The organism is Pseudoalteromonas sp. NFXS39, from assembly GCF_040148775.1.
Classification (GTDB): domain Bacteria; phylum Pseudomonadota; class Gammaproteobacteria; order Enterobacterales; family Alteromonadaceae; genus Pseudoalteromonas; species Pseudoalteromonas apostichopi.
In genome coordinates this window covers 38,177-50,328 of the sequence record NZ_JAGDEC010000003.1, presented here as the reverse complement: position 1 = coordinate 50,328, position 12,152 = coordinate 38,177, and the positions used below count along the sequence as shown (strand labels likewise).

The 12,152-nt window shown below is 41.3% G+C and carries 14 protein-coding genes; 1 reads left to right on the top strand and 13 read right to left on the bottom strand.

The features are described from left to right. Position 1 precedes the first annotated feature (1 nt). The 12 genes from cheD to J3455_RS06355 all read right to left on the bottom strand — a co-directional run bounded on the left by cheD (position 2) and on the right by J3455_RS06355 (position 11,016). Positions 2 to 619, bottom strand: coding sequence for a chemoreceptor glutamine deamidase CheD (gene cheD / locus J3455_RS06410; protein ID WP_130050330.1), 618 nt, complete (start codon positions 617 to 619; stop codon positions 2 to 4). After that, positions 616 to 1,434, bottom strand: a complete 819-nt coding sequence (locus tag J3455_RS06405) for a CheR family methyltransferase (RefSeq protein WP_130050329.1) — start codon at positions 1,432 to 1,434, stop codon at positions 616 to 618. Before J3455_RS06405 ends, cheD begins: the two co-directional genes overlap by 4 nt. Positions 1,435 to 1,499: 65 nt before the next feature. Continuing rightward, on the bottom strand, positions 1,500 to 3,827 hold the full coding sequence (locus J3455_RS06400; protein WP_167658429.1) for a methyl-accepting chemotaxis protein: 2,328 nt from the start codon (positions 3,825 to 3,827) through the stop codon (positions 1,500 to 1,502). 29 nt (positions 3,828 to 3,856) lie between these two features. Continuing rightward, complete coding sequence (locus J3455_RS06395) at positions 3,857 to 4,342, bottom strand: chemotaxis protein CheW (protein WP_130050327.1); 486 nt, start codon at positions 4,340 to 4,342, stop codon at positions 3,857 to 3,859. Beyond that, positions 4,339 to 6,420, bottom strand: coding sequence for a chemotaxis protein CheA (locus J3455_RS06390; protein WP_239977647.1), 2,082 nt, complete (start codon positions 6,418 to 6,420; stop codon positions 4,339 to 4,341). Before J3455_RS06390 ends, J3455_RS06395 begins: the two co-directional genes overlap by 4 nt. A gap of 15 nt (positions 6,421 to 6,435) precedes the next feature. Beyond that, a complete protein-coding gene (locus J3455_RS06385; RefSeq protein ID WP_054562870.1) occupies positions 6,436 to 6,798 on the bottom strand; it encodes a response regulator in 363 nt (120 codons plus the stop codon). 9 nt (positions 6,799 to 6,807) lie between these two features. Beyond that, positions 6,808 to 7,107, bottom strand: a complete 300-nt coding sequence (locus tag J3455_RS06380) for an STAS domain-containing protein (protein WP_502508692.1) — start codon at positions 7,105 to 7,107, stop codon at positions 6,808 to 6,810. Between the two features lie 142 nt (positions 7,108 to 7,249). Further along, on the bottom strand, positions 7,250 to 7,867 hold the full coding sequence (locus J3455_RS06375; protein ID WP_233786766.1) for an SCO family protein: 618 nt from the start codon (positions 7,865 to 7,867) through the stop codon (positions 7,250 to 7,252). Next, positions 7,864 to 8,772 carry a heme o synthase gene (gene cyoE / locus J3455_RS06370; protein ID WP_130050323.1) on the bottom strand — a complete coding sequence of 303 codons (909 nt, stop codon included), beginning with the start codon at positions 8,770 to 8,772 and terminating at the stop codon, positions 7,864 to 7,866. The genes J3455_RS06375 and cyoE overlap by 4 nt, the downstream gene beginning before the upstream one ends. 9 nt (positions 8,773 to 8,781) lie before the next feature. Beyond that, positions 8,782 to 9,771 (bottom strand): COX15/CtaA family protein, encoded by a 990-nt coding sequence (locus tag J3455_RS06365; RefSeq protein ID WP_130050322.1) that lies wholly within the window; start codon positions 9,769 to 9,771, stop codon positions 8,782 to 8,784. Between the two features lie 20 nt (positions 9,772 to 9,791). Further along, entirely contained in the window at positions 9,792 to 10,286 is a 495-nt protein-coding gene (locus tag J3455_RS06360; protein ID WP_167658432.1) for a redox-active disulfide-containing membrane protein, read from the bottom strand. Then, on the bottom strand, positions 10,267 to 11,016 hold the full coding sequence (locus J3455_RS06355; RefSeq protein ID WP_130050320.1) for an SURF1 family protein: 750 nt from the start codon (positions 11,014 to 11,016) through the stop codon (positions 10,267 to 10,269). The genes J3455_RS06360 and J3455_RS06355 overlap by 20 nt, the downstream gene beginning before the upstream one ends. 14 nt (positions 11,017 to 11,030) lie before the next feature. On the opposite strand from J3455_RS06355, the gene J3455_RS06350 reads away from it, so the two are divergent. Beyond that, on the top strand, positions 11,031 to 11,342 hold the full coding sequence (locus J3455_RS06350; RefSeq protein ID WP_130050319.1) for a DUF2909 domain-containing protein: 312 nt from the start codon (positions 11,031 to 11,033) through the stop codon (positions 11,340 to 11,342). Here J3455_RS06350 and J3455_RS06345 read toward each other — a convergent pair. Beyond that, positions 11,242 to 12,117: a cytochrome c oxidase subunit 3 gene (locus J3455_RS06345; protein ID WP_130050318.1), complete on the bottom strand. Its 876-nt coding sequence runs from the start codon at positions 12,115 to 12,117 to the stop codon at positions 11,242 to 11,244. The genes J3455_RS06350 and J3455_RS06345 overlap by 101 nt on opposite strands. Between the last annotated feature and the right edge of the window lie 35 nt (positions 12,118 to 12,152).

Below are 12,152 nucleotides of genomic sequence, written 5' to 3'. Positions count from 1 at the left end.
CCTAAAATAATTCAATATCCGTTTCTGCATCTTGTTGCTCAATATCGTGTAAGTATTTAATTTCACGTTTCTCGAGTTGATCAGAGTGCAATTCACGCATCTTTTTAACCTGTGCCTTGCCTGTTTGTGGATCAAACATCACCTTACGTGGCCAAGGCCCGCCAACATCATGGGATACTAAATCTAAACCTTCTTCAAGTACATAGGCATTTGCAAAACGAATATTGCCAACACCAATATCTGTCATTGAACGAATAATTTTTCCACCACCAAATAGTTTAACTTTGAGATTGCGTCTAGAAGCACCATTTTTTAGGATTTCATTGATCAAGTATTCCATTGCCCAGTTGCCATAGCGGCAGTTAAGGCTGTGTGCGTTGCTAGGATCAACGCCTTTTTCTGCTGGTAGCATGAAATGGTTCATGCCACCAATGCCTAAACCTTCATCGTAAATACAGGCTGCAATACAAGAACCTAGCACGGTTGTGATCAGTTCATCTGATTTTGAAACATAAAACTCGCCAGGCAATACCTTAGCAACGACTTTGTGGCGCTTACCATCCCAAAACCGCTTAACGTGTTCAAAACCAGGCAATACAGGTTTAAAATGACTACTCATAGACCACCTTTTTGATAGATCGTTTGGCCTAAATTCTTAAACTCTTTGTGGTCCTTACCCAGTGTTTCGGAATGCCCTAAGAATAAGTGACCGGAATCGGTCAACAAATCATAATAACGTTTAAATAGGGTATCTTTGGTCGGCTTATCAAAATAAATAACAACATTGCGACAAAAAATAACATCAAACGGCCCTTTCATAGGCCAGCTCTGTAATAAGTTTAGACGTTTAAAAAAAATATTTTTTTGTAGTTCGGGTTTTACTTTATATAACTGTTCATCATGGCTTTTTAAAAACCAGCGTTTAAGTTGGCTTTTGTCTAAACCATTCACATTCGCTGCTGTGTACGTACCAGCCTGCGCTTTAGCGAGCACATTTGAATCTAAGTCAGTGGCTAGGATTTTCACATCCCAGTCAGATGGAAATAAACTGCTTAAGGTCATAGCAATAGTGTAAGGCTCTTCGCCGGTTGAGCAGCCTGCAGACCACACCCTTACACGTTTTTGCTTAGCATTACTTACCAGTAGTTTTGGTACTATGGTATTTTTTAGATAACTAAAATGATGGGGTTCACGAAAGAAAGAAGTCAGGTTAGTCGTTATTGCATTAATAAACTCACTGAACTCTTGCTCTTTGTGCTCTTCGAGAAAATCTAAGTATTCTTTAAAGTTCTTAAGCTTATGTTGGCGAATACGTCTTGCTAAACGCGAGTAAACCATCTCGCGTTTATGCTCCGCTAAGACAATGCCGCAAGCATCGTACACTTGTGACGAAATAGCTTTAAAATCACTATCCGTTAATAAAAACTCTTTCATGTGTTTGACCCTGCAGCTGTAACATTAGATGCAATTAACTAGTTAGAATTTTGTTGGGAAGAGTTTTAAAACTCTTCCCACTCATCACTAGGGTCAACAAAGTTATTGCCTTTTGGCGCCGAGCGTACTGGTGAGCTTGGCTGTTTAGCGGCAGGCGCTGAACTTGCACGGCTGGTTATATCCATCTCATTATTTGATAACGAGAAGAAGTTTAATAAGCGGCGCATATCATTCGCTTGCTCTGCCATTGATTCTCCAGCGGCAGATGCTTCTTCAACCAAAGCAGCATTTTGCTGAGTCATTTCGTCCATTTGGGCAATAGCTTTATTAACCTGCTCAATACCAGAGCTTTGCTCTTCAGATGCTTGGGCAATATCAGAAATCATCGCTGTAACTCTTTGCACCGCTGTAACAATTTCTTGTAATGTTGAACCTGATTCATTAACTAGTAATGTACCATCTTCAACTTTTCCAACACTGTCTCGGATCAATTCTTTGATTTCTTTTGCTGCAGCTGCTGAACGTTGCGCTAAGTTACGCACCTCACCAGCAACAACCGCGAAACCACGGCCTTGTTCACCTGCTCGCGCAGCTTCAACAGCCGCATTCAACGCTAGTAGGTTTGTTTGGAAGGCAATTTCATCAATTACACTGATAATGTCTGCAATCTTCTTACTTGATTCATTAATTGCTGACATACTGGTGACAGCGCGATTTACCACTTCACCACCTTTTTGTGCCTTAGTGCGTGTTTCTTCAGCAAGTTCATTTACTTCTTTTGCATTATCAGCATTTTGACGAACCGTACTGGTCATCTCTTCCATGCTTGATGCTGTTTCTTCAAGTGATGAAGCTTGCTCTTCAGTACGTTGACTTAAATCAGCATTACCTTGTGAAATTTCTTCTGCGCCACTTGCAACCAGCGTTGCTGAGGTATTAATGCGATTAATTACTTCAGTAAGCTTATCAGCCGTGGCATTTGCATCACGTTTTAGCTTGTCGAACGAACCTTGGTAGTCTTGCTCAATACGTTTTGATAAGTCACCGTTCGCCATGGCATCCAGCATGTTGCCAGTGTCTTTTACTGCATCATCAACAATGCTAACAAGGCTATTTAAGCCCTGCGCTAGACGTAAGAAGAAACCTTGTTTACCCGCTTCTTCAACACGCGCTTCTAAGTCACCACTCCCCGCAGCAGCGACGAGGCCTGCAATTTCTTTTTCAATAGCGACTTCCGCGGTTCTATCTTCCCACTCCACTACCGTACCAATACGTTCGTTTTCTGGGGTGAAAATAGGGTTTGCAACCAAGCCAAAAGTACGCCCACCCACTTGAATTTCAGTGCTATAAGTATCACTTAACTTAGCAAGCATGTTGCGTTGATGTGCTGGGTTCTTATGGAACACATCAATATTTTGACCAATCAAATTATTACTGTTGAAATTAGGTAAATCTTTTCTTAAATCACTTTCAGCAATCTTCATCATGTTCAGAACAGCTTCGTTCATGTAAATAATGTTGTTGTCAGAATCAGCAATCATGGTATTCGTTGCCACACGGTCAAGTGCACGACGTACTCGCAGGTTTTCTTCTGCTGCACGCTTTTCAGCTTCGGCTTTATTTACGCTATCAGTAATATCTTGCCACTCAACAATAGTACCTAAACGCTTACCTGATGCGCTCACCCAAGGTGTTGCAATCAAGCTAAAAATAAGCCCTGCTAAACGCAATGTCGTTTTGTATGGTTCAGATAATGTTTTTAGCAGCTCACGTTGGTGTGACGGTTGTTTATGAAAATCATCAACGCAGGTTCCAACTAGGTTTGCAACTGAAAAGCTAGGTAGCACAGTTTGTAACGTTGACTCACGAGCTTGCAGCATTTGCTTTACTTGCTCATTAACGAAAATAATTTTCAAATCGTTATCGGCAATCATCACATTTGCTTGGCATACACGCAGCGCATTTGATAAGTCAGCATCACGTTTTGACTGACGTTCAAGCTCTTTTTGTGGTGTAATATCGGTAGCAAGCTTGATGACTTTAGTGACATTGCCATTGCTATCAATAATCGGGTTATAGGTGCCTTGAATCCAAACTTGCTTGCCATTTTTACCGACACGCTTAAATTCATCAACAAAGAATTCACCGCTGCGTAATCGTTGCCAAAACTGTTGATATTCAGGGCTTTGCGACTCTTCTTCAGCAACAAACATAGAGTGGTGTTGCCCTTGAATTTCTTCGAGTTGGTACCCCATGGTGTTTAAGAAATTAGCATTGGCAGTAATGATCTGCCCCGATGGTTGAAACTCAATCATCGCTTGCGACTTTCTCAGTGCCGCAATAACTAAATCATTTTCCGACTCAACATTTTTAGGACTGCTAAACCATCCCATACCCTTCACCTTCTTGTTAATCTACCCAGTTAAATGTCCATCGTTTTTTGTAGGTCAAGTAATGCGACCATCTTCTCACCCACATTGACTAAACCCGCAACAAATTGCGCGTTGTCTGAGTCAGACAAATGTGGCACTGCCTTCGCTTCATGCTCTGCAATGCTATAGACATCCGAGACGGCATCAACTGCGATGCCCATAATTTTACATGTATTTTCAAGCTGTACTTTTAGAACGATTACAACGGTTAACGGCCCGTACTCTATGGCTGATATACCAAAACGAAGCCTTAAATCAATAATTGGCACTATAGTGCCGCGCAGATTAATAACCCCTTTGACGAAATCCGGTGAGTTAGGGATCACCGTAATTTCTTCCCAACTGCGAATTTCTTGCACCGTTAAAATATCTACACCGTACTCTTCTTCGGCCATAAAGAAGGTTAGGAATTGTTTTACATCTTGATCTTGTTCAAGAGTTAGCTTGTTATGCAGGTCGTCGTGTTGTGCAATCATGACGCCTCCAAATTCGCTTTTGATTCTATAATCAATTCCTGGCTCCCTGGCTTTCTAAGCCCAGATAATTTAATCAAACCACTAATATCAACAATCAAAGAAACACGACCATCGCCTAAGATTGTAGCCCCAGAAACGCCATCAACTTTTTGATAGTTTGCCTCCAAACTTTTGATTACGACTTGTTGTTGAGATAATAAGTCGTCAACTAATAAACCTACTTTTTGATTGTCGCTTTCAACAACAACCAGTAAGGTTTTATCAAGCGTTTCAATTGCCCCTTGGTGGTTAAAAATATTGTAAAGCCTTAAGATTGGAATATATTCATCACGTAAGCGCAGCACATCTAAGTCTTTACCAACCCGACTTACCTTACTGATATCGATTTGCAATGATTCGATAATCGAAATTAGCGGGATAATATAAGTATGCTCAGCAATACGTACTAACTGCCCATCTAAGATAGCCAATGTTAGCGGTAGGCGAATTGTAAATGTCGAACCTACGCCCGGTGCTGAAGCCACTTCCACAGAACCGCTCAACGCTTCGATATTGCGCCTTACTACATCCATACCAACGCCACGACCCGATAGGTCGCTTACTTGATCGGCTGTAGAAAACCCTGGTAAGAAAATAAGCTCGTTTACTTCGTTATCAGACAACTCATCAGTTTCTGAAATTAGGCCGTTTTTAATTGCCTTTTCACGAATTTTAGTGGTGTTAAGACCTTGGCCATCATCCATAATTTCGATAACAATATTGCCACCTTGATGAAACGCATTGAGCGTGACAGTACCAACAGGGTTTTTACCCGCAGCAACACGCTTATCAACAGTTTCTAAGCCATGGTCTAGGGAGTTTCTCACTAGGTGAACCATAGGATCAGAAAGCTTCTCCATCACGGTTTTATCTAGTTCGGTTTGCTCACCAAGTAACTTTAGCTCAACTTGTTTATCAAGCTTTTGCGAGATATCTCGCACTAAGCGAGGGAAGCGACTAAACACAAAGCTTATTGGCAACATACGAATACGCATGACGTTTTCTTGTAAGTCACGAGTATTATGTGCCAGTTGCGCTAAGCCCTCTTGTAGAGAAGCAATCGTCGCTTCAGTGATTTCTTGCTCACCCAATTGGCTTAACATCGCTTGGGTAATAACTAATTCACCCACCATGTTGATGAGTGAGTCAACTTTATCAATACCAACCCTGATTGAGGTTGATTCTGCATTGGCAGTAGTTGCTTTAACTGGCGCAGGCTTTTTGGTATCAGAAGTTGGTTTAACTGCTGCAGGCTCAGCCTCTTTCACTGGTGCTGCATCTTCTGTAGCAGTTTCAGCTGCCGAAATATCTTCATCACCAAACAAACCACCGCATAGCGTGATGGTAATATCAGCGTCATCCTCAACCCATTCAAAAATTTCTTCTATACAGCTTTGCTCTTTGTCTGTGGTTAAGAAAAAGCGCCACGATAAGAAACAATCTTCAGGGGCAAGGTTAGTGATGTCAGGCACATCATCTTGAAAAGCTTGTGTTTCAAGTTCACCCAACTCCGCTAATTCACTGATCATGTACAGTGGTTCATTACCGGTTTTAAATAAATGATGGTGTGGTTTGAAATCGATTTGATAGGTATTAAAACTGTTTTCGCTGACAGCTTCTTGCGCTTGAGCAGGTTCTTTACTTGCAGCACGCATGCCGAGAATTTCTTCAAACTTAATACGAAGTTCATCAGCTTCAGTTAGGTCTGGCTGCTGCTCAGCTTGCAAAGTTCTGAGTAAAGCTCGTAAACAATCAACTGATTTTAAAAGTAAATTTACATGCTCAGCAGTAAGATCACGTGAGCCTTCACGGATTTGATCTAACAGGGTTTCGAGAACATGAGTAAAATCTGCAACGGCACTAAAACCAAAGGTTCCACTGCCTCCTTTTATCGAATGCGCAGCGCGAAAGATTGTATTTATTGTCTCTAAGTCTTCTTCGCCAGGTACTAAGTTTAATAACTCAGCCTCCATAGCATCGAGTCCTTCAAAGCTTTCTTCGAAGAATACTTCAAAAAATTGGCTTAGATCTATACTCATGCCCCGCTCCTATTATTAGCGAATCACTTTTTTCAATACCGCTAACAATTGCTCAGGATTAAATGGCTTAACAATCCAACCAGTTGCTCCAGCAGCTTTTCCTTCAGACTTTTTATCAAGCCCCGACTCTGTGGTCAGCATCAGTAAAGGTGTGAACTTATAATTAGGTAAGCTACGTAATTCACGAATAAGGGTAATACCATCCATTACCGGCATATTCACATCAGAAATAACTGCATCAAAGCCTTGTTGCTTTGCGATGTTTAATGCTTCACTGCCATCTTTTGCCTCTGTAACATCAAAGCCAGCTTTTTTAAGCGTAAAACCAACCATTTGGCGCATAGATGCAGAATCGTCTACTGCTAAAATTCTTTTCATAAAAACCTCTTAATTGGCATTCTCAAGCACAAGGTAATGACTTAAGCCCAAACTATTAATTGCCTGTAGCAAAGGTTTGCTCTCGCCAACCCAAATAATTTTGTGTTGCACAGAAAGCAAGTGCTTCTGTAATGCACATAAAAGCTGAATTGATGCTGTGTCAGCACGTGTCACTTCACTGATATCCAGACAAATATCATCATTTGCTGACAACTCTTGTAGCAAATCTTGATGGAGCGTTTCGACCTGACTAATAGCTAATTCTGTAGGGAGCTTTAACATTACTTCTTCTTTCCCTGCTTTAAACAATTCATAACAAAAGCTTAGACTGACTAAATAAAAATGCCATAATTTGAATCAAAAAATAGTAAAATTTTTTAGTAGCTTAGACATATATGTCAAAAAAGGAAGCTTTTCTTTTGCTGAAATTGACTCACCAAGCAAAGAAAATTTACTTTGCGTAATAATCTGCTATTTTTTTGAACTCATCAGTCAAAGTTGTGGCATTAATCAAGGGCACACTTCCTTGTTTAAATTCAGGCTTAAAAATGGCACGCACAGAACCATCACCATCAACCATCACCACAGAAGCACTATGATCAACGGCATACTCTTGCTGATCACTGTCGTTAATTGCGTAAATTAAGCCAAGCTCTCTAACAAAGGGGAAAAGTTGTTTGTGTGGGCCTGATACAGCAAGAAATTCAGGGTTAAAGTAATCAATGTAAGCTTTGCGTTTTTCGGTTGTATCACGCTTTGGATCAACAGCAACAAACCATACTTGCACTTTGTAACCTTGGCTTAATTGCTTTTGCACTGCAGTTAATTTCGCCAGTGTCATTGGGCAGATATCAGGACAGCTAGTGTAGCCTAAAAAGACCAAGTTCCAATGCCCCATGAATTGGCTATTATCTGCAGGTTTACCATGTTGATCGGTTAATAAAAACGGACTAATCGGCTTTGCTGGCTCGTAAACGAGCGCTTCAACTTTAGGAGCGGTGTTATTTTTGCCACAACCGGTTACAAATAATACCGCACTGAAACATAAAAAAGCGACGATTCGTGTCATAAAACTAACCATTTATCAATAAATAAGGCGATAAAGAGTAGCATTAAATGCACAATTGAAAAACGAAATAAATCCATTGCGGTATCATCTTTTGGGGCAATTTTTAGTTTTAATGCCTTATAGATGAAGACCGCATTTAGAGCGCTTGCCCCTAGCAAGTAAATTAACCCTGACATACCAATTAGATAAGGCAGTACACATACCAAAGCTAGCAAAATGCTATAACCAACAACACAGGTTTTACAAAATTCAATACCGTGAGTAACAGGCAGCATAGGAATTTTTGCACGCTCATAGTCACTTTTACGCGCAATTGCTAATGCCCAAAAGTGTGGTGGAGTCCAAGTAAATATAATCATCACTAATAACCATGGCGCAGCAGCCATATGGCCCGTTTCAGAAACCCACCCTAAAAGCGGCGGCATCGCACCAGCTAACCCCCCAATAACAATATTTTGAGGTGTCGCGCGCTTTAAAAACGAAGTGTAAATAAAGGCATAACCAACGAGTGCAAACAAAGTAAGGATTGCCGTTAATGTATTTGCCCACACCATAAGCATAACAAAACCTAGCACACCGATGGTCGCCGCAAAGCTCAAAGCATGCTGTTTGCTAAGGCGCCCTTTTGCCACAGGGCGATGACGTGTACGTGCCATTTTACTGTCGATTTCACTATCAACAACATGATTGATTACAGCAGCAGCGGCCGATAACAAACCAATACCAAGCAAACTTGCAAGCTGTACAAACACTCCACGCCCAACATCGGGAGCCAATGCCAAACCAACCCAAGCAGTTAGTACAAGCATGGCAACTACTTTAAATTTACTGATAGCTAAGTAATCTTTAAGTAACTCTGAGCTTTGGCTAAATAATGATTTTTCTGTGCTTAGTAATATTGCCATCACAGCCTCCTAGGTTCTTATTTTCAAATGGAAGCATAGTCTTACCATGCTAAGCAATAGTAGTGCGGCCATTAGATTGTGCGCAAGCGCAACACTTAATGGGAAGTGCCAATGCACAACAGCTAGGCCTAAACAGATTTGGCACAGCAAAGCGATTAATACGGTGACTGTGCAGTGCTTAATTTTTCGAGAGTAACATCTTGAATATATGCGCCACATGATCAGTGCTAACACCACACAAGTAACCAACGCCCAAATACGATGCAGTAAGTGAATTGACATACGCGCTTGCTGCGATAACACACCATATTCATAGGTACTGTGCTCGAGCGGCAGTTGAAAAACGCTCTTCAAAGAAAACGGTTGTCCGTAGCTACAAAGCGGTAAGCCATTACAATGCGGAGCGGCATAATTTGCAGCAAGCCAGCCACCCAACGCAATTTGCAGTATTAGTACCACCAAACCCACAAGCGCTAGACGATAGTATGGCTTTGCACCGCTATCATTACTCGCTACGGGTTTCGTTTTTAAGCGTAGATACAATAAAAACACCAACGACAAAATACTAAAACCGCCAAGTAAATGTCCCATTACAACCAAAGGCTGTAAGTTCATAGTCACAGTCCACATGCCCAATGCGGCTTGGAAGATCACCAGTAGTAATAGTGCCAGTGGCAATTTAACCGGCGTATTTGGATATTGGCGTTTTAACCATGCAAAAACAAACAAAGCTAAAATTAATAGGCCAAGGGCACCAGCAAAATAGCGATGGATCATCTCTTTCCAAGCTTTTGCTGCCTCAAACATCATATCAGGGTAGTTTTGTTCAACATGTAACAGAGCAGTTTCATGTTTTGGCACAGTTAAAAACCCATAGCAACCAGGCCAGTCTGGACAGCCAAGCCCAGCATCACTCAGCCGTGTATAAGCACCAAGCCCAACAACCAAGATAGAGAAGAAAACCGTAATTAAGACTAAATATTTATAATTTTTATACATCTTTATCCCCTTGATGAGGTTTAACTTGAACGCGCGTAGTTAAGTAGTTTTTTTAAGTCTTTAAGTAAGCCTTTTTGAATAAGTCTGTTTTGTTCAGGCTCAGCCTTGTAGGGGTAATGCAAAACCACTAAGCCCATGTGATCAACCAAATATAAATCTCCCGCTTTGAGCGCTGGACTTACCACCAATTGACGCCAGTTTGCCGATATCTGCTGTTGATTTGTCAGTACCGCCACATCCACTTTTTGCTGATTTTTACCTAAAGCGACGTATAGGTTATCTAGGCTTGCTAATTGGTTTTCACATACTTCATTGCACTCCTTTGGATAATTAAGCGCAATAGTCCATTGTTTGGGCTCACCTTGTTGCCAATCAGCTAATTTAACTTCTTCACTTAAAAGCTCACCATGATTACTCGAACCACTTGGTAACCACTCAAGCTTCAATGCTGCATAAGCAAGTGCCAGCGGCACAAAACAGCATAAAACGAATAAACTAAGCGGGTTTATTTTCATAACCTCTCCTTCTCATCGCAAAATAAGCAATAACCACACAAGCTAAGCCAATTAATAACCACTGTACGGCATAGGCGTAATGTTTATCTGGCCCCATCACGACACTCTGATAATGCGGAGTTGCGATACCATCAGCTTCATTGCGATAACCAATAAAGCCTTGTAAGGGCATTGCTAATTGAGTACTCAAAATTGCTAAATCAATACCTTGAATTCGCTTTGGCCACCCTTGTTCTGCACCAATCTCATCGGCAAGCGTAAAACCTTGCAAGTTGCCTTGTTTCAATTGCACTGTGGCCGTAAAACGTGTTGATTCTGGCCACACGACTGTTGGCAATTGGCTCCGGTTTGTAGGGGCTTTTAGCCAACCAAAGTTAACAATTAAAGGTGCGGTTTCACCTGCAATAGTCATAGCTACAAGTAAGTCATAGCCCACTTGTCCCTGATAGATTTGATTATCAAGCAGCCAGTACTGTTGTTTATTTACCTCGCCAGAGACCTTAACTTGCAAACCCGTTTTATTTAGCTCTGTAGGTAGACTTTGCAGCGCTTGCCAGCTCAAAATTCCTTGTTCTTTCGAAACGGCCAACTGGCTTAGTTGCTGCTGTTTTTGCTCGCCTCGTTGGTATTGCCAAACGCTTAGTCGTAAACAAATAAGCACTGCTAGTATCACAACGCAAATTGCGATAATTGAGCTAAGCTTTTGTTTACGCCATAAAATTAACTGCATTTGGATTACCTAATATGATTAAAATCATTATTGTTTTGTTATTACTTTATATTCTGTTCAACCTATTTAGAGCGCTGTTTGTGATGATGTCAGCAAAAGAGCACTCGAAACCTATGTCGCATTACCTAGGTCGTCGAGTGCTGTTTTCAGGTATTGTGCTGATCCTTATCATTGCCGCGTTAAAGCTTGGATTTATACATACAAACCCGTCGCCGCTTCATAAAGCTACAGCACGTACACAAATACAAATAAGCACAACCACACCACATCAACAAAGTGCCAATACCAAGCGGCTGCTTGAAAGGCAAAATGCTTTTCACTCGTAAAGTGACCTTTAAAAATTCTTAGCAAAACCACGAATAAAATGATGGTTCCTAAAGTCACGTGCATACCATGGAAGCCTGTTAACAAGAAAAAGGTATTTCCGTACACTCCCGCATCAAGGGTTAACCCTAAATCACGATAAGCATGCATATACTCGTAAACTTGTAAGCCAAGGAAAATCACACCTAATAGCACGGTTAAAGATAAAAACACCTTAAGAGCGCCACGCTTATTGTTTTCCATAGCAACATGAGCAAAGTGAATTGTGACCGAAGAGGTAAGTAGAATAAGCGTATTGATCAGGGGGAGACCTTGCCAGCCCATAGCCTGTGTTGTCTCGCCCGATGGCGTGGTTAACAGCGGCCATACAGCTTCAAAGGTTGGCCAGAGTACTTCGTTGGTCATGGCATTATTGCCTGCGCCACCAAGCCAAGGCACTGAAATCATTCGAGCGTAAAAAAGAGCGCCAAAAAATGCCATAAAAAACATGACCTCAGAGAATATAAACCAGCTCATACCTTGTCGGAATGAGCGGTCCATTTGTGCTGAGTAAAGCCCTTTATGAGACTCTTCAATAACGTTTTTAAACCAACTAAAAACCATATAAATTAATATGGCAATGCCAAGATACAATACATACTGGCCATTACTGCCTTCACCACTGACTTGCATCACAGTTAAACCAGCACCGACAGCAATTAAAAACATCGCGATGGCGCCCACTATTGGCCAAGGGCTTTGTGCTGGAACATAGTATTTTTCGTAGTTTTGATTCATTTTGTTTGCTCCCAATTAGCAATTAGCTTGGCGGC